Here is a 19,782-nt window from a genome sequence, read left to right on the forward strand (position 1 = left end):
TAATCGCCGAGTGAAGCACTCAGCACTTGATTCCAACATGCAAAGCCACGATGCCGCCAGTCATGTTGTGATAGTCCACATGCCCAAAGCCATTTTTTTGCATCAGGCTTTTGAGTTCTTCCTGCCCCGGGTGCATGCGGATCGACTCGGCCAGATAGCGGTAGCTGGCGTCGTCGCCCGCCACCAGCTTGCCCAGGCGCGGCAGCACCTTGAACGAATACCAGTCGTAGGCCTTCTCCAGCGGCTTGGCCACCTTCGAAAACTCCAGCACCAGCAGCTTGCCGCCGGGCTTGAGCACGCGGCACATCTCGGCAATCGCCTGGTCCTTGTGTGTCATGTTCCGCAGGCCAAAGGCCACGCTCACCACGTCGAAATGCGCGTCAGGGAACGGCAGCTTCTCGGCATCGCAGACCAGCGTGGGCAGCACCACGCCCGCATCGATGAGGCGGTCGCGTCCCACGCGCAGCATGGCTTCGTTGATGTCGGTGTGCACCACGCGGCCCGACGCGCCCACCTTCTTGGCAAACGCCATGGCCAGGTCGCCCGTCCCGCCCGCGATGTCCAGCACCTGGCTGCCTTCGCGCAGGTTGGCCACCATCACGGTGTATGCCTTCCACGCGCGGTGCAGGCCCGCCGACATCAGGTCGTTCATCACGTCGTACTTGGAGGCGACGGAATCGAACACGCCGCGCACGTGGCGCGCCTTGTCCTGTTCATCCACCGACTGAAAACCAAAGTGGGTCGTGCTCATAAGTTTCATGCTAGGCGCGCGAGCGCCAGAGGTACAGCGACAACCCCGCACCGAAATGGGGCTTGTGTCGCAATTAGGACAACGCTATTTCAGACAAAAAGGGGCGCCAGCGCTCATCCATATTGCGCTGGCAGCTCCCTTTTCAATAGCACATTGGTGAACAGGGCTACTGAAGCACCCTTGTGGGCGGCCCCCGGTCAATGCCCGCCGCAGCCGTGGCCGCCCGCGCCACCCTTGGTCACCATGGGCGCGTCGCGGTCCACGCCGGCGGCCGCCAGACGTTCGGCGTACCTGGACCACAAGGCTTCCTGCTGCTGCCCCAGTTCATAGAGGTAGTCCCAGGTGAAGATGCCGCTGTCGTGGCCGTCGGAGAAGGTGGGCTTGACGGCGTAGTTGCCCACGGGCTCCAGGTTGACCAGGGCCACATTGCGCTTGCCGGTCTGCAGCACTTCCTGGCCGGGGCCGTGGCCCTGCACCTCGGCCGACGGCGAGTACACGCGCATCAGTTCGAACGGAATGCGGAACGTGGCGCCGTCGGAAAACCCGACCTCCAGCACGCGCGAGGCCTCGTGCACCGTGAGTGCTTGCGGTGTGGGCGCGCCTGCTTTCAAACCTGCCATGGAAATCCCCTGTAAGAAACGATGTCGTAAAGCTCAGATCACAGTTGCTGGCAGCATCAGCGCCGCAAGCCGTTGCGGCAACACGGCTTCCAGCGCCGGCAGCCGCGCGCGCACCGCGTCTTCCTGCTCCACCGGGCTGGGCCGCTGGGCGGATGCCCACACGGGCGAAGGGAAGTGGCTGTCCCACGCAAACCGCGCTATCACATGCCAATGCAGGTGCGGCACCATGTTGCCCAGCGCCGCAATGTTGATTTTGGCGGGCGCCAGATGCTCGCGCAGGGCCTGTTCCACCACCGTCACGGCGTCCATGCAGTGGGCGCGCTCGGCGGCGGAAAGGTCCGAGAATTCGGCCACGTGGGCGTTCCACACCACGCGGTAGAACGCGGGGAAGCCCGCCTCATTCGCGCGGATGACGCGCAGGCTTTGCCCGCGCCAGACCAGCGCACCGCCGTCTTCAGCGCACAGGGGGCACGCCACCTCGGCCATCAGACCAGCACCCGCTCGATGCCGCCGCCGTTGGCGCGCTCGACATACTCGGGCATCCAGTTCTCGCCCAGAATCTCGCGCGCCATCTCGACAACGATGTAGTCGGCTTCGAGCAAGCCGTTCTGCAGGTCGTCCTGGTAGCGGTTCAGGCCCTGCAGGCAGCTGGGGCAGCTGGTGAGGATCTTCACGTTGTCCGTCGCCGCAACAGCGCCGCTTTCGCGCAGCTTGGCTTCGCCTTTGCGGATCTCTTCTTCCTTGCGAAAGCGCACCTGCGTGGACACGTCCGGCCGGGTCACGCCCAGCGTGCCCGATTCGCCGCAGCAGCGGTCGCTCTTCAAGACCTGCTCGCCCACCAGCGCTTTCACGGTCTTGACCGAGTCCTGCAGCTTCATGGGGTTGTGGCAGGGCTCGTGGTACAGGTAGGCGCCCTTGCCCTGCAGGGTGATGCCCTTCTCCAGCAGGTACTCGTGGATGTCGATGATGCGGCTGCCGGGGAAGATCTTGCCGAATTCGTAGCCCTGCAGCTGGTCATAGCAGGTGCCGCAGCTCACCACCACGGTCTTGATGTCCAGGTAGTTGAGCGTGTTGGCAACACGGTGGAAAAGCACGCGGTTGTCCGTGATCATCTTCTCGGCCTTGTCGAACTGGCCGCTGCCGCGCTGCGGGTAGCCGCAGCACAGGTAACCCGGTGGCAGCACGGTCTGCACGCCCGCATGCCAGAGCATCGCCTGGGTCGCGAGGCCCACCTGCGAGAACAAGCGCTCCGACCCGCAGCCGGGAAAGTAGAACACCGCCTCCGTCTCGGCCGTGGTGGTGGCCGGGTTGCGGATGATGGGCACGTAGTCCTTGTTCTCGATGTCGAGCAACGCGCGCGCGGTCTTCTTGGGCAGGCCGCCGGGCAGCTTTTTGTTGACGAAGTGGATCACCTGCTCCTTGATGGGCGCGGTGCCCACGGTGGCGGGCGGCTTGGCCGTCTGGCGGCGGCCCACGGCGCGGGCCAGGTCCACCACGGCGCGCTGGGCCTTGAAGCCCACGTCCACCATCGCGCCGCGCATGAGCTTGATGGTGTCGGGGTTGGTGGCGTTGAGCATGGCCATGGCCAGCTTGTTGCCGGGGCGGAAGCTCTTCTTGCCCATCTTGCGCAGCAGGTTGCGCATGTTCATGGTGACGTCGCCGAAGTCGATCTTCACCGGGCAGGGGCTCTCGCACTTGTGGCACACCGTGCAGTGGTCGGCCACGTCTTCAAATTCCTGCCAGTGCTTGATGCTCACGCCGCGGCGCGTCTGCTCTTCGTACAGGAAGGCTTCGACCAGCAGCGACGTCGCCAGGATCTTGTTGCGCGGGCTGTACAGCAGGTTGGCGCGCGGCACGTGCGTGGAGCACACGGGCTTGCACTTGCCGCAGCGTAGGCAGTCCTTCACGCTGTCGGCAATCGCACCGATGTCGCTCTGCTGCATGATCAGCGACTCGTGCCCCATCAGGCCGAAGCTGGGCGTGTAGGCATTGGTCAGATCGGCATGCAACAGCGCAGAATTTGATGCCTTTTTGGCCTCTAGCGCTTGTCCATCAAGCGCTGATAGCTCCTGATTTCGTAGCAGCTTGCCTTTATTGAATCGGCCTTCCGGGTCCACCCTGCGTTTGTAGTCCGCAAACGGGCGCAGCTCGTCGTCGGTCAAAAACTCCAGCTTGGTGATCCCAATGCCGTGCTCGCCGGAGATCACGCCGTTGAGGCTGCGCGCCAGCACCATGATGCGGGCCACAGCCTCGTGGGCGGTCTGCAGCATTTCGTAGTCGTCGCTGTTGACCGGCAGGTTGGTGTGCACGTTGCCGTCACCTGCATGCATGTGCAGCGCCACCCACACGCGGCCCTTGAGCACGCGCTTGTGGATGGCGACGGCCTCGTCCAGGATGGGCTTGAAGGCCGCGCCCGTGAAGATGGCCTGCAGCGGTGCGCGCAGCTGGGTCTTCCAGCTGGCGCGCAGGGTGTGGTCCTGCAGCTGGGGGCACAGCGTTTCCACGTCGTTCAGCCAGCCCTGCCAAAGCGCCCGCACCTCTTCCACCAGCTCGATGGCGCGGCCCACGCGCTCTTGCAGCAGCTCGGGAGACGGCACTTCGTCGTCCGCGTCGTGTTTGCCCAGGGGGAGGTTGCCGCGTTCAAAAAACTCGGTCAGCGCGTCGCACAGCTTGAGCTTGTTGCGCAGGCTCAGTTCGATGTTGATGCGCTCGATGCCGTCGGTGTACTCGGCCATGCGCGGCAGCGGAATCACCACGTCTTCGTTGATCTTGAAGGCGTTGGTGTGGCGGCTGATGGCGGCCGTCTTCTTGCGGTCAGCCCAGAATTTCTTGCGCGCATCGGCCGTGATGGCCACAAAGCCTTCGCCGCTGCGGGTGTTGGCCAGGCGCACGACCTCGCTGGTCACGCGGGCCACGTCGTCGGCGTTGTCGCCGGCGATGTCGCCGATCAGCACCATCTTGGGCAGGCCGCCATTGCCCTTCTTGCTCTTGGTGGCGTAACCCACGGCCTTCAGGTAGCGGTCGTCCAGGTGCTCCAGGCCGGCGAGCAGCACGCCACTGCGCTTTTGCTCGGCAAACATGAAGTCCTTGATTTCCACAATCGAAGGCACGGCGTCCTTGGCGTTGCCAAAGAACTCCAGGCACACGGTGCGCGTGTGCTCGGGCATGCGGTGCACCACCCAGCGCGCACTGGTGATAAGGCCATCGCAGCCTTCTTTCTGAATACCAGGCAGCCCCGAGAGGAACTTGTCCGTTACGTCCTTGCCCAGGCCTTCCTTGCGGAAGGTCTTGCCGGGGATGGCCAGCGTTTCGGTGCGCACGGACGTCTTGCCGTCGGCCTCGAAATACTGCAGCTCGAACGTGGCCACTTCCACGTCATGGATCTTGCCCATGTTGTGGTCCAGGCGCGTCACTTCGAGCCACTGCGCGTCGGGCGTCACCATGCGCCAGCTGGCCAGGTTGTCGAGCGCGGTGCCCCACAGCACGGCCTTCTTGCCGCCGGCGTTCATGGCGATGTTGCCGCCGATGCAGCTGGCCTCGGCGCTGGTCGGGTCCACGGCAAACACAAAGCCAGCACGCTCGGCCGCATCGGCCACGCGCTGGGTCACCACGCCGGCTTCCGTCCACACCGTGCCCACCTCGCTGTCCATGCCCGGCAGGCGGCGCATCTCCACCTCGGTCATGGCTTCGAGCTTTTCGGTGTTGATGACCACGCTCTTCCACGTCAGCGGAATCGCGCCGCCGGTGTAGCCGGTGCCGCCCCCTCGCGGGATGATCGTCAGGCCCAGTTCGATGCAGCCCTTGACCAGACCGGCCATCTCGGCCTCGGTGTCGGGGGTGAGCACCACAAACGGATACTCCACGCGCCAATCGGTCGCGTCGGTCACGTGGCTTACGCGCGAGAGGCCATCGAACTTGATGTTGTCCTTGGCCGTGAGGCGCCCCAGCGTCTTGCGGACCTGGCGGCGCAGCTGCGCCGCCTGCTCGAAGGTGGCGTTGAAATCGGCCACGGCACGGCGCGCGGCCACCACCAGCTCGCCCACCAGGCGGTCACGCCCGGCATCATCGGCGGGGGTGCGGCGCTTTTCGATTTCGCCCAGGCGGTGGTTCAGCGCCTCCACCAGCAGCTTGCGGCGGCCCGGGTTGTCGAGCAGGTCGTCCTGCAGGTACGGGTTGCGCTGCACGACCCAGATATCGCCCAGCACCTCGTACAACATGCGGGCCGAACGGCCCGTGCGGCGCTCCTTGCGCAGCTGGTCCAGCACGTCCCAGGAGGCAGACCCCAGCAGGCGGATCACGATCTCGCGGTCCGAGAACGAGGTGTAGTTGTAGGGAATCTCGCGCAGACGGGCGGGCTCGGCAGCCTGCGCTTGCAGGGCAGCCAACGCTATCGGAACATTCATAGGATCAACCTGGGTGGGCGCGAGGCGCCCGCGTGCCTTGGGGCCGGAATTTTAAGCCACGCCCTCCCGGCGCACCGGGAGCGACGTTGCGCCGGGCGCCCCACGAACGGCGCGCCAGCAAAAGATCAAATTAAAAATGCCTCCAGCGCTTGAACCACCTGTGTAAGAAGCTACATTTTTAGGAGCGCACTAGAACAGCACCCGGCTGCGCAGCGTGCCGCTGACCCGGGCCAGCTTGTCCAGCGCCAAATCCGACGAGGCGGCGTCGATGTCGATCACTACGTAGCCGATCTTTTCGTTGGTCTGCAGATACTGGGCGGAGATGTTGATGTGGTTGTCCGAAAAGATCTGGTTGATCTCGGACAGCACCCCGGGCACGTTGCGGTGGATGTGCAGGATGCGGTGTTTCCCCGGGTGGGCGGGCAGCGCCACCTCGGGGAAATTGACCGACGAGGTGCTGGTGCCGTTGTCGCTGTACTTCACCAGTTTTTCAGCCACTTCCAGGCCGATGTTGGCCTGCGCCTCCATGGTGGAGCCGCCGATGTGCGGCGTCAGGATGACGTTGTCGAGCCCGCGCAGTGGAGACTGGAACTCATCCTTGTTGGTGCGCGGCTCCACGGGGAACACGTCGATGGCCGCGCCCAGCAGCTTCTTGGCGCGCAGGGCTTCGGCCAGTGCTTCGACATCCACCACCGTGCCGCGCGCGGCGTTGATAAGGATGCCGCCGGGCTTCATCGCGGCAATCTCGGCCGCGCCGATCATGCCTTCGGTGGAGGGCAGCTCGGGCACATGCAGGCTCACGATGTCGCTTTGCGCCAGCAGGTCGTGCAGGCGCGGCACCTGGCGCGCATTGCCCAGGGGCAGCTTGTTGACCACATCAAAGAAGGCCACGTGCATACCCAGCGCCTCGGCCAGCACCGACAGCTGCGTGCCGATGGAGCCATAGCCCACGATGCCCAGCGTCTTGCCGCGGATCTCGTAGGCGTTGTCCGCACTCTTGAGCCAGCCGCCGCGGTGGGCCACTGCATTTTTCTCGGGGATGCCGCGCAACAACAGGATGGCCTCGGCCAGCACCAGTTCCGCCACGGAGCGGGTGTTGGAATACGGCGCGTTGAACACGGCAATGCCGCGTTCGCGCGCCGCGTTCAGGTCCACCTGGTTGGTGCCAATGCAAAAGCAGCCCACGGCCACAAGCTTGTGGGCGTGCGCAAACACCTCTTCGGTGAGTTGGGTGCGTGAACGGATGCCAACGAAGTGCACGTCCGCAATCTTGCGCTTGAGTTCCTCGTCCGGCAGCGCGCCGGACACGGTCTCGATTTGCGTGTAGCCGGACCCGCGCAGCACATCCACCGCGGAAGGATGGATGCCCTCCAGCAACAGAAACTTGATCTTGTTCTTGTCCAGCGAGTTGTTGACCATGGCAGTGAGGGGGGTTGGAAAGAAGGAGAGAGAAACGGGAGTAAAGGCAGATGGCGGGGGCGCTGTTACAACCTTGGCGGCCCGGGCAAGTGGCCTGCACCACTATGCACCAAGCTTGGTGCAACGCACAAAACCTTGCAGCGCTCGGTAAATCCCTCCGCGCTTGTCACAAAAGAGTCACAATCGCACCCCTTGCAGGCACCTCAAGGGGTTTCCCCGGTTGTTACACACGGGGTGCCATGCGACAACGACACGCCACTGTCACAACGTCGGCCTAGCATCCGGCCTTTGTGCATTTCGTCATCCTTGGAGGAACATTCATGCAAATCAAGCATCTGGCGCTTTCTGCCGCCATCGCCCTGTCGCTCACCGCGCCCGCCCAGGCGCAGCAAGTGGAGATTCAGTGGTGGCATTCCATGAGCGCTGCGCTCGGCGAATGGGTCAACGACCTGGCCAAGCAATACAACGCCAGCCAGACCAAATACAAAGTCGTACCCACCTACAAGGGCACGTATGACGAATCCATGACAGGCGCGATTGCCGCCTTCCGCGCCGGCAACGCGCCGCACATCCTGCAGGTGTTCGAAGTGGGCACCGCCACCATGATGGCCAGCAAGGGCGCCATCGTGCCGGCCGCCAAGGTGCTGAACGACGCGGGTTTCAAGTTCACCCCGTCCGAGTACGTGTCGGCCGTAGCCGGCTACTACACCGCACCCAACGGCCAGATGCTGAGCTACCCGCTCAACAGCTCCACCACCATCTTCTACTACAACAAGGATGCCTTCAAGAAGGCGGGCCTGGACGCCGACAAGCCGCCCAAGACCTGGCCCGAAGTGTTTGCCGCCGCCTCCAAGCTCAAGGCCAGCGGCCACAGCTGCCCGTTCACTACCAGCTGGATCAGCTGGACGCAACTGGAAAGCTTCTCGCTGTGGCACAACACGCTGTTCGCATCCAAGAACAACGGCTTTGACGGCAACGACGCTCAGCTGCAGATTAATACCCCTCTGCACGTGCGCCACTTCGAAAATCTGGCCAAGGCCTCCAAGGAAGGCAGCTTCGTCTACAAGGGCCGCGGCAACGCAGCGGACGCATCGTTCCCCTCGGGCGAGTGCGCCATGATCACCGGCTCGTCGGGCCTGTATGCGCGCGTGTCCAAGGAAGCCAAGTTCGCCTACGGCATCTCCACCCTGCCCTACTACTCTGACGTGCAGGGCGCACCGCAGAACACCGCTATCGGCGGCGCCAGCCTGTGGGTGATGGCCGGCAAGAAGGCCGACGAGTACAAGGGCGTGGCCGACTTCCTGAACTTCCTGAACGACTCGCGCGTGCAGGCCGCCAGCCACCAGCGCACGGGTTACCTGCCTGTGACCATGGGCGCCTACAAGCTGACGGAGGCATCGGGCTTCTATGAGAAGAACCCCGGCACCGACGTGGCCGTGACGCAGATGATCAAGAAGGCCACCGACAAGTCGCGCGGCATCCGCCTGGGCAACTTCGTGCAGATCCGAGCCATCATCGACGAGGAAACCGAGCAAATCTGGTCTGGCAAGAAGTCTGTGAAGGAAGCCCTGGACACCGCCGTGACCCGTGGCAACGAGCAACTGGCCCGTTTCGCCCGCGCCAACAAGTAAGCAAGCACTGCCGAAAATCTGTTCGTGCCCTGCCCGCAACCTAGCGGGCGTGCATCGAAAGCCCGCCGCCCCGTCAACCACCAGAGTGGTTCACGGGGCGGCGGGGTTTTCTTTTTGAGAGTTTCGACATGGAAAAACGCGTTCTTTTTCGCTCTGCATGGATGCCGTGGGTGCTTCTGGCGCCGCAGCTGGCCATCATCAGCGTCTTCTTTTTCTGGCCCGCCGGCCAGGCGCTGGTGCAGTCGTTCCAGCAGCAGGACACCTTCGGCTTCTCCAAGGAATGGGTGGGCTTTGAAAACTTCAAGCACCTGTTCGAGGACCCGGGCTACCTCGCCTCCTTCAAGACCACGGCGGTCTTCTCCATCCTGGTGGCCGTGATCGGCATCAGCCTGTCGCTGGTGCTGGCCATCTTTGCCGACCGCATCATCAAGGGCGCGCTGGCATACAAGACAGCGCTGCTGCTGCCCTACGCCGTGGCCCCCGCCGTCGCGGGCGTGCTGTGGATGTTCATGTTCTCGCCATCGCTGGGCGTGGTGGCCTACATGCTGCGCCAGGCTGGTTTTGACTGGAACCACATGCTCAACTCAGACCACGCGATGACGTTGATCGTGATTGCCGCGGTGTGGAAGCAGATCTCCTACAACTTCCTGTTCTTCCTGGCAGGGCTGCAGTCGATCCCGAAGTCGCTGATCGAAGCGGCTGCGATCGATGGGGCGGGCCCCTGGCGCCGGTTCTGGAGCATCCAGTTTCCGCTGCTGTCGCCCACCACCTTCTTCCTGCTGGTGATCAACGTCGTGTACGCCTTCTTTGACACCTTCGCCATCGTGGACGCCACCACGCAGGGCGGCCCGGGGCGCGACACCGCCATCCTGGTCTACAAGGTCTACCACGACGGCTTCAAGGCCATGGACATGGGCGGCTCGGCTGCGCAGTCGGTGGTGCTCATGGTGATCGTGGTGGCGCTCACCGTCATCCAGTTCCGCTACGTAGAAAAGAAAGTTCAATATTGATATGAAGCACCCCCTGAGTCGCTTCGCGCCTTCCCCCCCCAGGGGGACGCCGCCCTCACGGCGGGGCGGCCCTTGCTCGGCGGCCCTCGCCAGCGGCGCGCTCTTTGCAACCGCCGTGAGCCATGCTTCGATCCTGAAAGATTCCAATGGTTGAACGTAGTCCCTACCTCACCGCGTTCTCGCACCTGATCATGGTGCTGGGCGTGATCATCGTCGGCTTCCCGCTGTACCTGGCTTTCGTGGCGTCCACCCACACCGCGCAGGACATCGTGCAGGCTCCCATGCCCATGCTGCCCGGCAGCAACTTCTGGCAGACCTACCACGACACGCTGTTTGGCGGCGGCACTGGCGCGGGCTCCACCGCGCCGGTGGCCCGCATGATGTGGGTGAGCTTCATCACAGCCATCGTCATCACCGTGGGCAAGATCGCGATCTCGCTGCTGTCGGCGTTCGCCATCGTGTACTTCCGCTTTCCGTTCAAGGGCATCTGCTTCTGGCTGATCTTCATCACGCTGATGCTGCCGGTGGAAGTGCGCATCGGCCCCACGTACCAGGTGGTGTCGGACCTGGGCATGCTCAACAGCTATGCGGGCCTCACGGTGCCGCTGATCGCGTCGGCCACGGCGACCTTCCTGTTCCGGCAGTTCTTCCTCACGGTGCCTGACGAACTGGTGGAAGCCGCGCGCGTGGACGGAGCCGGCCCCATGCGCTTCTTCAAGGACATCCTGGTGCCGCTGTCGCGCACGTCGATTGCCGCGCTCTTCGTGATCCAGTTCATCTACGGCTGGAACCAGTACCTGTGGCCTCTGCTGGTGACCACATCGGAAGACATGTACCCCGTGGTGATCGGCATCAAACGCATGATCGCCGGCGGCGACTCCGGCAACGAATGGAACATCGTGATGGCCACCGCCCTTCTGGCCATGCTGCCGCCCGCGCTGGTCGTGGTGCTTATGCAGCGCTGGTTCGTCAAAGGTCTGGTTGATACCGAAAAATAAGTCAAAAACCCTTGCAGCGCTTACCAGTCAAGCGCTGCCAGCTATCAAATTCATTGCATCATGGCATCCATTTCCCTTCGCAACATCATCAAGCGCTACGGCGTGGGCCCCAAGGCCAACCAGGTCATCCACGGCGTGAACGCCGAGGTCAAGGACGGTGAGTTCATCGTCATCGTCGGCCCCTCGGGCTGCGGCAAGTCCACCCTGCTGCGCATGGTGGCCGGCCTTGAGGAAATCTCTGGCGGCGAACTGCGCATTGGCGACCGTGTGGTCAACAACCTGGAACCGGCCCAGCGCGACATCGCGATGGTGTTCCAGAACTACGCGCTGTACCCGCACATGACGAACTACGAAAACATGGCTTACGGCCTGAAGATCGCCAAGGTGCCCAAGGACGAAATCCAGCGACGCGTGGACAAGGCCGCCAAGATCCTGGAGCTGTCGCACTTGCTGGAACGCAAGCCTCGCGAGCTGTCCGGCGGCCAGCGCCAGCGTGTGGCCATGGGCCGCGCCATCGTGCGCCAGCCGCAGGTGTTTTTGTTCGACGAGCCGCTGTCCAACCTGGACGCCAAGCTGCGCGCACAGACCCGCCTGGAAATCCAGAAACTGCACCGCGAGCTGGGCATCACCAGCCTGTTCGTGACGCACGATCAGGTCGAGGCCATGACGCTGGCCGAGCGCATGATCGTGATGAACGCCGGCAACATGGAACAGTTCGGCACGCCCGAAGAGGTCTATCACACGCCCGCCTCCACCTTCGTGGCCAGCTTCATCGGCTCTCCCCCCATGAACCTGCTCAAGAACGCGCCCGGCGTGCAGCCCGGCACCATCCTGGGCATCCGCCCCGAGCACCTGGACGTGACGACCGGCGACGGCTGGTCGGTGACCGTGGAGACGGTGGAACTGCTGGGCGCCGAGCGCCTGATCTACGGCCGCATCAACGGAGAGCAGATCATCGTGCGCGTGGAAGAAGGCACACACGCCCCGGCGCCAGACACGGTGATCCACGTCGCGCCGCGCGCCGACCGCCTGCATGCGTTTGACGCAACGACGGGAAAGAGGATGTGACATCCCCGTGAGGCGTTTCGCTCCTTTCCCCTCCGCGCGCATCGCTGTGCGAAGCGCGAAGCGGGAAGAGGAAAAGAGGAGACGACGCCCTCGCTGCGGGTCGGCCGTTGCCCGGCGTTCTGTGCCGTGGCAACGCCAGTTTCACGCGCCGTGCAGCACAACCGCACCAAGGAAAACGCAACGATGACAGCCCCCTGGCCCTACCCCCGCTGGATCGCCCACCGCGGCGCCGGCAGGCTGGCCCCCGAGAACACCCTGGCGGCCTTCCGCCTGGGTGCCCAGCACGGCTTTCGCATGTTTGAGTGCGATGCCAAGCTCAGCAGTGACGGTGTGCCCTTTTTGATGCACGACCCAACGCTGGAGCGCACCACCAACGGCAAGGGTACTGGCGGTGTGCTGCCCTGGAGCGAACTGGCCCAGCTTGACGCGGGCGGCTGGCATTCGCGTCTGTACGCGGGCGAACCCCTGCCCACACTAGAGAACTTGGCGCGCTACTGCCTGGCCAATGGCTTCCTGCTGAACATCGAGATCAAGCCCACGCCGGGTACTGAAGAGCAGACCGGCCGCGTGGTGGCCGAGCAAGCCGCGCGCATGTGGCAAGGCCAGGCCGTGCCGCCGCTGCTGTCCTCGTTCCAACCCCAGGCGCTGGCCGGCGCCCAAGCCGCGGCCCCGCACCTGCCGCGCGCGCTACTGCTGGACACGTTGTGGGACGGCTGGGCCGACGTGGCCCGACAACTGGGCTGCGTGGCCCTGGTGTGTAACTACGCGCTGTGGGATGCGGCCTTGGTGGACAAGGCACGCGGCCTGGGCATGCGTACACTGAGCTACACCGTCAACGACGAATGGGCCGCAGAGCGCCTGATCGCGCTGGGCACGGACGGCATCATCACCGACCGGGTGGACCTGTTCTCGCCTGCGGGCTGAGCAGGGCTTCGGGCCGCGCCCGCTGCCCTCTGAGCTTCTTTGTTTCTCAGGCCCGCTGGCGGCCGCCCGCTAGCTCCTGCCGTACATACGCGGCCAGCACACCCATCAATGCGTCCAGGTGCGCGCGCAGTGGCGCAAAGCCGGCGTTGGGCTCGCGCGTGGCCTCATCCATGTACACCGGCCGGCGAATCTCCACCTGCAGGCTGTGGCGGCGCAGCTGGGGCTGGCCGATGCGGCCGATCAACTCCACGCCCTTGTACGGGTCGTTCACCGCCACGGTGTAGCCGTAGCTGCGCAGCGTGCGCGCCACCAGGTCCACCCATTCGGGCGAACAGGTGGTGCCGTCGCGGTCGCCCAGCACAAAGTCGGCCAGTGGCCGGTCGCTGCGCAGGCCCAGCCGCTCGTAGGCGTTGTTGGGCATGGAGTGCAGGTTCAAATGCCACACGGCGCCAAAGCGGAAGGTGCTCGCGTCGATGGCCTGCTGCAAGGCGGCATGGTAGGGCTGCCAGTAGCGCCGGATGCGGCCTTTGACCTCCTCTACCGACAGCTGCCGCGCATACAGCGGCGTGCTGGCGTTCAGCCGGCTCCACACCAGGCCGAAGCCCAGGCGCGACTTCTCGCCGGGTGCCAGCGGCGTGGGCCAGGGTGCATCCAGCAGCGCGGGGTCGAGGTCAGTCACCGCGCGGTTGGGGTCGATATAGGTGCGCGGAAACGTGGCCGCCACCAGAGTGGCGCCATGGCGGGGCGCATCGCCCCACAGCGTGGCGATGTGCGTGTCTTCGCCCCGGCGCAGGTCCGCCAGCGGCACCGCAAAGCCGAAATCGGCCGGGTAGGCCGTGCCGCTGTGCGGCGAATCGCACACCAGCGGCAGGGCCTCGCCTAGCGGCGCGAAGACCTCCACCGGTGTGTCAGGGCGGGGCTGCAGCGCGGGTGGCCGCAGCGCATGGTCCGTAGCGGGAGGGGTCAAAACTCCGGGCGCACTCATCAGTCGAGCCGGATGTTGGCCTTTTGCGCCACCCGCTTGTATCGGGCAATGGCCGCGTCGATCTGCCGTGCGAACTGCTCGGGCGTGTTGGCCATGGGTTCGCCCGAGATGCTGTGCATCTTCTCCACATAGTCGGGCATCTTCATGGCCTTGTGGGCGGCTTCGTTGAGCTTGGCGATGATGGGCGCGGGCGTGCCCGCGGGCGCCACCAGGCCAAACCAGCCGCCGTCCCCCATGTCGGGGTAGCCCAGCTCGGTGTAGGTGGGCACGTCGGGCAGCACCGGGCTGCGCTTGAGCGCCAGCACGGCCAGCGGACGCAGCTTGCCCCCCTTCACATGGGGCAGCGTGGAGGGCAGGTTGTCCGTCATGGAATTGACCACGCCGGCCAGCGCATCGTTGACCGCCTGGCCCGCGCCCTTGTACGGGATGTGCATCAGCTCGATGCCCGACAAGTCCATGAAGTTGGCAATGTTGGCGTGCCCCAGCGAGCCGTTGCCCGGCGAAGCAAACGTGTACTTGCCCGGACTGGCCTTGGCCAGGGCGACGAATTCCTTCATGGTCTTGGCGGGCACGCTGGGGTGCACCACGAACACGCTGGGCACCGACATCACGTTGGTGATGGGCGCGAAGTCCTTTACCGCGTCGTAGGGCAGCTTGGCGTAGATGGCGGGGTTGGAGCCATGCGTGCTGACGGTGGCCATGCCGATGGTGTAGCCGTCGGGCGTGGACTTGGCGATGGCGTCCGCACCCAGCGAGCCGCCCGCGCCGCCCTTGTTGTCCACCACCACGGCCTTGCCCAGGACGGCCGTCATCTTGTCGGCCAGCAGGCGCGCCACCATGTCGGTGGAGCCTCCGGGCGCAAACGGCACGATGAGCTTGATGGGCCGGCTGGGGTAATCGGCCGCCTGGGCGAACGCGGCCGGGGCAGCTGCCAGCCCCAGGGCGGCGGCGGCAAGAGTGCCAAGCCTGCCCAGCAGGGTGCGACGGCGGGGCTGCTGCGGTGCGCAGCGGGCGGATCGGTGGGGGGTCATGGGCGTTGTCTCCTTCCAGTGAAGCGGCCGATTCTGGCCAGACCGCGCCGCGCAGAAAAGCGACAAAATGGCGCCCATTCATTACCAACGCGCACCAATCTTCCTCTCTTCTATCTTTCTCGGACCGCATGCGCATCCAGTCCCCCTCCCTGCCCGAGCTGCACGCCTTTGCCACGGCCGCGCGGCGTGGCACGTTTGCGCAGGCGGCCGCCGATCTGCACGTCACCCAGGGCGCCATCAGCCGCGCCATCGCGCGGCTGGAAGAGCACCTGGGCCTGGCTCTGTTCGAGCGCGAGGGCCGGCGCAGCGTGCTCACACCGGCCGGGCGTGACTACCTGGATGCCGTCGGCCCGTCGCTGGCAACCATCGAGGCGGCCACGGCTGCCGTGCGCGCACGCCGCAGCGGGCCCGCGCCCCAGGCGCTGCGCGTGTCGATCACACCCACGCTGTTCAGCCATTGGTTGATTCCGCGCCTGCCGGGCTTCGCCGCGCAGCACCCCGGCACGCCGCTGGCGTTTGCGCCGTACGAACGGGACGACCCACTCACGGCGCCCGGCATCGACGCCTGGATCCGCAGCGGTGGCGACGGGGCCTGGCCGCCGCACATCGCGGCCGACTACCTGGTGGGGCGGGAAGTGGTGCCCATCTGCCGCCCGGCCGACCTGCGCGGGCCGGCAGCCATCACCAGCGCGCACGATGTGCTCGCACGCCCTCTGCTGTTCCACACCCACTACCCCGACAACTGGGCACGCTGGCTGGCCGGCGCGGGCTGCACCCACGGGCCGCTGGTGCCGGCGGCCGACTTTGACCGCGTGGCCCTGCTGGTGCAAGCGGTGGCGGCCGGGCTGGGTGTGGCCGTGGTGCAGCGCTGCCTGGTAGAGGAGGACCTGGGCAGCGGCCGCATCGCCATCGCGGTGGACCAGCCGGTGGCGCTGGAGCGAGGCTACTACCTGTGTTACCGCACAGCCCACGCCGCTGCGCCAGGCCTGCGGGCTTTGCGCCAGTGGCTGCTGGCCGAAGCGGCGGCAGGCCCTGGTTGAAAACGCGTCAGGCGCGCCAGCCGCGGCCCAGTACCCACTGGCAGGTGGCCGCCGCCACCACCAGCGCGCCATAGGTCAGCATGCGCCCGTCGCGCCCCCACAGCACCAGCCCGCCAACAAGCACGGCCATACCCACTACAAAAAGAATAGCTATCCGTGACCACCAGGAAAGCGCCAGAGGGTTTTTTGAACCAAAGAATTGTCCCAGCAGCACCATCAGCACCGCCATAAAGGCGGCCGGCGCGGCAAAGTTGAGCAGGTGGTTGAAGACGTCCAGCGGACCCATGGAATTGACCCAAATCAAGGCCTTGGCAAGCAGGCCTGCCGGGCGGGGGCAACAATTTTATAATCGCGGGCTATGGCAGTCTGGGCCCTCGGCATCAACCACAACACCGCGCCGCTCGATCTGCGGGGCCGGTTTGCGTTCGCGCTCGACCAGATCGCGCCCACCCTGCACGGTTTGCGCCAGTCGCTGGGCAGCACCAGCCGGCACCCGGGTGTGGAAACCGCCATTATTTCCACCTGCAACCGCACCGAGATTTACTGCGCGGCCCCCACCTTCACGCCCGGTGCGGCCATGGACCACACGCTGGGCTGGCTGGCCCAAAGCGGTGGCGTGAGCCCCGCGCTGCTGGCTTCGCATTCCTACACGCTCGAAGACAGCCTGGTCGCGCGCCACGCCTTCCGCGTGGCCAGCGGCCTCGATTCCATGGTGCTGGGCGAGGCCCAGATCCTCGGCCAGATGAAGGACGCCGTGCGCGCGGCCGAAACCGCTGGCGCTTTGGGCACCACGCTCAACCAGCTCTTCCAGCGCAGCTTTGCCGTGGCCAAGGAAGTGCGCACCAGCACCGACATCGGCGCCCACAGCATCAGCATGGCTGCGGCCGCAGTGCGTCTGGCGGGGCAGCTGTTTGAAGACCTCAGCGACATCAAGGTGCTGTTTGTCGGCGCAGGCGAGATGATCGAGCTGTGCGCCACGCACTTCGCCGCCAAGAACCCCAAGCAGATCGCCATTGCCAACCGCACGCTGGAGCGCGGCGAAAAACTCGCCACCCGTTTCGGCGGCGAGGTGATGCGCCTGGCCGACCTGCCCGACCGCCTGCACGAATTCGACGCCGTCATCAGCTGCACCGCCAGCAGCCTGCCCATCATCGGCCTGGGCGCCGTGGAGCGTGCGCTCAAGAAGCGTCGTCACCGCCCCATGTTCATGGTGGACCTGGCCGTGCCGCGCGACATCGAGCCCGAGGTCAAGGCCCTGGGCGACGTGTACCTGTACACCGTGGACGACTTGGCCAGCGTGGTGCAGACCGCCCAGGCCAACCGCCAGGCCGCCGTGGCGCAGGCCGAGGCCATCATCGACGCGGGCGTGCAAAGCTTCATGCACTGGATGGAGCTGCGCAGCCCCACCGCGGCCGAGGGTGGCGTGGTGCCGCTGATCCAGCAGCTCAACGCGCAGACGGACGAATGGCGCGCGCTGGAGATCGCCCGCGCCAAGAAACTGCTGGCCAAGGGCGAGGACATGGACGCCGTGCTGGAGGCGCTCTCGCGCGGTCTCACGCAGAAGATGCTGCACGGCACCCTGGCCGAACTGCGCGCGGGCGACGCCGAGACGCGAGCCCAGACGGCGCAGACGGTCTCGCGCCTGTTCCTGCGCTCGCACAGCAAGACGCCCGGCCACGGGCTGTAGCGGCGCCTGCTCCGCTCTCATTTTTCAGGCCTTTTTTGGCCTCCAGCGCTTGACCACCAAGCGCTAACAGCTACCAAATTCGTAGCAAACCCTTTTCCTCCCGCACACCATGAAACCCTTTCTCCGAAGCCAGCTGGAGCGTTACGCACAACGCCTGGGCGAGCTTGACTTCCTGCTCTCGCGCGAAGACATCATGAGCGACATGGCGCAGTACCGGCGCATCTCCGTCGAGCACGCCGAGGTCACGCAGATCGCCGGCCGCTACGCCCGCTATCAGCAGCGCGAGGCCGACCTGGCCGGCGCGCGCGAGATGCTGTCCGACCCCGACATGGCCGAGATGGCGCAGGAAGAAATCACGAGTGCCGAGGCCGAACTGGTGCAGCTTGAAGACGAACTGCAGCGCCTGCTGCTGCCCAAGGACCCCGACGACGCGCGCAACGCCTTCGTGGAAATCCGCGCGGGCACGGGCGGTGACGAATCCGCCCTGTTCGCCGCCGACCTGACCCGCATGTACACCCGCTACGCCGCCACCCAGGGCTGGAAGGTGGAGATCATGAGCGCCAACGAAAGCGAGCTGGGCGGCTACAAGGAAATCGTGCTGCGCGTGGAGGGAGACCACGTGTACGGCGCGCTCAAGTTCGAATCCGGCGGCCACCGCGTGCAGCGCGTGCCCGCCACCGAAACGCAGGGCCGCATCCACACCAGCGCCTGCACCGTGGCGGTGATGCCCGAGCCCGACGAGCACCAGGCCATCACCCTCAACCCGGCCGACCTGCGCATCGACACCTTCCGCGCCAGCGGCGCGGGCGGCCAGCACATCAACAAGACCGACTCCGCCGTGCGCGTGGTGCACTTGCCCACCGGCATCGTGGCGGAATGCCAGGACGGCCGCAGCCAGCACAGCAACAAGGCCAAGGCGCTGCAGGTGCTGCAGGCGCGCATCCAGGAGAAAGAGCGCAGCGAACGCGCGGCCAAGGAAGCCGCGCTGCGCAAGGGCCTGATCGGCAGCGGCGACCGCAGCGACCGCATCCGCACCTACAACTTCCCGCAGGGGCGGCTCACGGACCACCGCATCAACCTCACGCTGTACAAGCTGCTGCAGGTGATGGAAGGCGACCTGGGCGATGTGCTGCAAGCGCTGCAACATGCCCGTGAAGCAGAACAGCTGGAAGAGCTGGAGTTGAGTGCCGCCTGACCAAAATTTGAATCAAACTGGCCTCCAGCGCTTATCCAGCAAGCGCTAGCAGCTACAAAAACCATAGTGAACACCCCCACCCTGGCCCAAGCCCTGGCACAGGCCCACACCTTGGGCCTGGCGCGCATCGACGCCCAACTGCTGTTGCTGCACACCGTGGGCCGCGCCGGCAGCGACCGCGCCTGGCTGCTCGCGCACGACACCGATGGGCTGGCGCCCGCTCAGCACGCGCGCTTCCTCGCCCTGTGCCAGCGCCGCGCGGCGGGCGAGCCCGTGGCTTACCTGACCGGGCACAAGGAGTTCTACGGCCTGCCGCTGCAGGTGGACGCCCGCGTGCTGGACCCGCGCCCCGACACGGAAACCCTGGTGGACTGGGCGCTGGAAGTGATCGCCCCACTGCCTTCGCCGCGCGTGGTGGACCTGGGCACGGGCAGCGGCGCCATCGCCCTGGCCCTGCAAAGCCAGCGCCCCACGGCCCAGGTGCTGGCCGTGGATGCGAGCAGCGATGCCCTGGCTGTGGCACAGGCCAATGCGCAACGGCTGGGACTGCCGGTGCGGTTTGCGCTATCGAACTGGCTGGCGGACGTAGACGGCGTGGAAGGCACGTTCGACGCCATCGTCTCCAACCCACCCTACATCCCCAGCGCCGACCCGCACTTGGCCGCCCTCACCCACGAACCCCTGCAGGCCCTGGCCAGCGGCGCCGACGGCCTGGACGACATCCGCGCCATCGTGGCGCAGGCTCCCACCCGTCTGGCGCCGGGCGGCTGGTTGCTGCTGGAGCATGGCTACGACCAGGCCGAGGCGGTTCAAGCCTTGCTGAAGGCGCATGGGTTTCACCAGGTGCACAGCCGCAGCGACCTTGCCGGTATCGCACGCTGCACGGGCGGTTGCCGCTGAACCTGCGGCGCCTCTTTGAGCGGTTCCTACGAAACGCCGCTTACACACGGTCATCAGCTGAAAACAACTGTTACCGACTCTGCACTTAGGCCGTGGCTGGACCCATCCAATAATCGCGTG

At 65.6% G+C, this 19,782-nt stretch carries 17 protein-coding genes; 9 read left to right on the forward strand and 8 right to left on the reverse strand.

Translation table 11 applies throughout. From position 1 onward, the window contains the following. Positions 1–19 precede the first annotated feature (19 nt). The 5 genes from ubiE to serA form a co-directional block, all read right to left on the reverse strand. Positions 20–751 (reverse strand): bifunctional demethylmenaquinone methyltransferase/2-methoxy-6-polyprenyl-1,4-benzoquinol methylase UbiE, encoded by a 732-nt coding sequence (gene ubiE / locus ACK4HJ_RS19600; protein ID WP_409834676.1) that lies wholly within the window; start codon positions 749–751, stop codon positions 20–22. 197 nt (positions 752–948) lie between these two features. After that, on the reverse strand, positions 949–1,371 hold the full coding sequence (locus tag ACK4HJ_RS19605) for a gamma-butyrobetaine hydroxylase-like domain-containing protein (RefSeq protein WP_409834678.1): 423 nt from the start codon (positions 1,369–1,371) through the stop codon (positions 949–951). 33 nt (positions 1,372–1,404) lie between these two features. Then, on the reverse strand, positions 1,405–1,857 hold the full coding sequence (locus ACK4HJ_RS19610; RefSeq protein WP_409834680.1) for an HIT family protein: 453 nt from the start codon (positions 1,855–1,857) through the stop codon (positions 1,405–1,407). Further along, entirely contained in the window at positions 1,857–5,774 is a 3,918-nt protein-coding gene (locus tag ACK4HJ_RS19615; protein ID WP_409834681.1) for a DUF3683 domain-containing protein, read from the reverse strand. The genes ACK4HJ_RS19610 and ACK4HJ_RS19615 overlap by 1 nt, the downstream gene beginning before the upstream one ends. 189 nt (positions 5,775–5,963) lie before the next feature. After that, complete coding sequence (serA, locus tag ACK4HJ_RS19620) at positions 5,964–7,193, reverse strand: phosphoglycerate dehydrogenase (protein ID WP_409834683.1); 1,230 nt, start codon at positions 7,191–7,193, stop codon at positions 5,964–5,966. Positions 7,194–7,513: 320 nt separating this feature from the next. On the opposite strand from serA, the gene ugpB reads away from it, so the two are divergent. From ugpB to ugpQ, 5 genes are all read left to right on the forward strand, one after another. Further along, positions 7,514–8,824: a sn-glycerol-3-phosphate ABC transporter substrate-binding protein UgpB gene (gene ugpB, locus ACK4HJ_RS19625; RefSeq protein WP_409834684.1), complete on the forward strand. Its 1,311-nt coding sequence runs from the start codon at positions 7,514–7,516 to the stop codon at positions 8,822–8,824. A gap of 128 nt (positions 8,825–8,952) precedes the next feature. Beyond that, positions 8,953–9,834, forward strand: coding sequence for a sn-glycerol-3-phosphate ABC transporter permease UgpA (gene ugpA / locus ACK4HJ_RS19630; protein WP_409834685.1), 882 nt, complete (start codon positions 8,953–8,955; stop codon positions 9,832–9,834). Between the two features lie 146 nt (positions 9,835–9,980). Then, positions 9,981–10,832, forward strand: coding sequence for a sn-glycerol-3-phosphate ABC transporter permease UgpE (gene ugpE / locus ACK4HJ_RS19635; RefSeq protein WP_409834687.1), 852 nt, complete (start codon positions 9,981–9,983; stop codon positions 10,830–10,832). A gap of 60 nt (positions 10,833–10,892) precedes the next feature. Next, positions 10,893–11,900, forward strand: coding sequence for a sn-glycerol-3-phosphate import ATP-binding protein UgpC (locus ACK4HJ_RS19640; protein ID WP_409834689.1), 1,008 nt, complete (start codon positions 10,893–10,895; stop codon positions 11,898–11,900). A 183-nt stretch (positions 11,901–12,083) separates the two neighbouring features. Beyond that, complete coding sequence (gene ugpQ / locus ACK4HJ_RS19645; protein WP_409834691.1) at positions 12,084–12,824, forward strand: glycerophosphodiester phosphodiesterase; 741 nt, start codon at positions 12,084–12,086, stop codon at positions 12,822–12,824. A gap of 46 nt (positions 12,825–12,870) precedes the next feature. On the opposite strand, the gene ACK4HJ_RS19650 is transcribed toward ugpQ, so the two are convergent. After that, on the reverse strand, positions 12,871–13,809 hold the full coding sequence (locus ACK4HJ_RS19650; RefSeq protein WP_409834693.1) for an N-formylglutamate amidohydrolase: 939 nt from the start codon (positions 13,807–13,809) through the stop codon (positions 12,871–12,873). Then, entirely contained in the window at positions 13,809–14,840 is a 1,032-nt protein-coding gene (locus tag ACK4HJ_RS19655; RefSeq protein WP_409834695.1) for a tripartite tricarboxylate transporter substrate binding protein BugE, read from the reverse strand. Before ACK4HJ_RS19655 ends, ACK4HJ_RS19650 begins: the two co-directional genes overlap by 1 nt. A 128-nt stretch (positions 14,841–14,968) precedes the next feature. Here ACK4HJ_RS19655 and ACK4HJ_RS19660 point away from each other — a divergent pair, with 128 nt between their 5' ends. Next, a complete protein-coding gene (locus ACK4HJ_RS19660; RefSeq protein ID WP_409834697.1) occupies positions 14,969–15,880 on the forward strand; it encodes a LysR substrate-binding domain-containing protein in 912 nt (303 codons plus the stop codon). Positions 15,881–15,887: 7 nt separating this feature from the next. Here ACK4HJ_RS19660 and ACK4HJ_RS19665 read toward each other — a convergent pair whose 3' ends face one another. Then, positions 15,888–16,166, reverse strand: coding sequence for a hypothetical protein (locus tag ACK4HJ_RS19665; RefSeq protein ID WP_409834699.1), 279 nt, complete (start codon positions 16,164–16,166; stop codon positions 15,888–15,890). Positions 16,167–16,238: 72 nt separating this feature from the next. Between ACK4HJ_RS19665 and hemA the strand changes: the two genes are divergently transcribed. The 3 genes from hemA to prmC all read left to right on the forward strand — a co-directional run bounded on the left by hemA (position 16,239) and on the right by prmC (position 19,662). Continuing rightward, entirely contained in the window at positions 16,239–17,567 is a 1,329-nt protein-coding gene (hemA, locus tag ACK4HJ_RS19670; protein WP_409834701.1) for a glutamyl-tRNA reductase, read from the forward strand. 109 nt (positions 17,568–17,676) lie between these two features. Continuing rightward, positions 17,677–18,762 carry a peptide chain release factor 1 gene (gene prfA, locus ACK4HJ_RS19675; RefSeq protein ID WP_409834702.1) on the forward strand — a complete coding sequence of 362 codons (1,086 nt, stop codon included), beginning with the start codon at positions 17,677–17,679 and terminating at the stop codon, positions 18,760–18,762. Positions 18,763–18,828: 66 nt separating this feature from the next. After that, entirely contained in the window at positions 18,829–19,662 is an 834-nt protein-coding gene (prmC, locus tag ACK4HJ_RS19680; RefSeq protein ID WP_409834704.1) for a peptide chain release factor N(5)-glutamine methyltransferase, read from the forward strand. The last annotated feature ends 120 nt before the right edge of the window (positions 19,663–19,782 follow it).

The organism is Acidovorax sp. (assembly GCF_046294525.1).
In the GTDB taxonomy this organism is placed as follows: domain Bacteria; phylum Pseudomonadota; class Gammaproteobacteria; order Burkholderiales; family Burkholderiaceae_C; genus Acidovorax.

Bases quoted from the DNA above. Each gene is read 5' to 3' on its own strand.
- hemA (WP_409834701.1), top strand. From the start codon at position 16,239: ATGGCAGTCTGGGCCCTCGGCATCAACCACAACACCGCGCCGCTCGAT.
- ACK4HJ_RS19655 (WP_409834695.1), bottom strand. From the start codon at position 14,840: ATGACCCCCCACCGATCCGCCCGCTGCGCACCGCAGCAGCCCCGCCGT.
- ACK4HJ_RS19640 (WP_409834689.1), top strand. From the start codon at position 10,893: ATGGCATCCATTTCCCTTCGCAACATCATCAAGCGCTACGGCGTGGGC.
- ACK4HJ_RS19605 (WP_409834678.1), bottom strand. From the start codon at position 1,371: ATGGCAGGTTTGAAAGCAGGCGCGCCCACACCGCAAGCACTCACGGTG.
- ugpQ (WP_409834691.1), top strand. From the start codon at position 12,084: ATGACAGCCCCCTGGCCCTACCCCCGCTGGATCGCCCACCGCGGCGCC.
- ugpA (WP_409834685.1), top strand. From the start codon at position 8,953: ATGGAAAAACGCGTTCTTTTTCGCTCTGCATGGATGCCGTGGGTGCTT.
- ACK4HJ_RS19650 (WP_409834693.1), bottom strand. From the start codon at position 13,809: ATGAGTGCGCCCGGAGTTTTGACCCCTCCCGCTACGGACCATGCGCTG.
- ugpB (WP_409834684.1), top strand. From the start codon at position 7,514: ATGCAAATCAAGCATCTGGCGCTTTCTGCCGCCATCGCCCTGTCGCTC.
- prfA (WP_409834702.1), top strand. From the start codon at position 17,677: ATGAAACCCTTTCTCCGAAGCCAGCTGGAGCGTTACGCACAACGCCTG.
- ACK4HJ_RS19665 (WP_409834699.1), bottom strand. From the start codon at position 16,166: ATGGGTCCGCTGGACGTCTTCAACCACCTGCTCAACTTTGCCGCGCCG.
- ubiE (WP_409834676.1), bottom strand. From the start codon at position 751: ATGAGCACGACCCACTTTGGTTTTCAGTCGGTGGATGAACAGGACAAG.
- ACK4HJ_RS19615 (WP_409834681.1), bottom strand. From the start codon at position 5,774: ATGAATGTTCCGATAGCGTTGGCTGCCCTGCAAGCGCAGGCTGCCGAG.
- ACK4HJ_RS19660 (WP_409834697.1), top strand. From the start codon at position 14,969: ATGCGCATCCAGTCCCCCTCCCTGCCCGAGCTGCACGCCTTTGCCACG.
- serA (WP_409834683.1), bottom strand. From the start codon at position 7,193: ATGGTCAACAACTCGCTGGACAAGAACAAGATCAAGTTTCTGTTGCTG.
- ACK4HJ_RS19610 (WP_409834680.1), bottom strand. From the start codon at position 1,857: ATGGCCGAGGTGGCGTGCCCCCTGTGCGCTGAAGACGGCGGTGCGCTG.
- ugpE (WP_409834687.1), top strand. From the start codon at position 9,981: ATGGTTGAACGTAGTCCCTACCTCACCGCGTTCTCGCACCTGATCATG.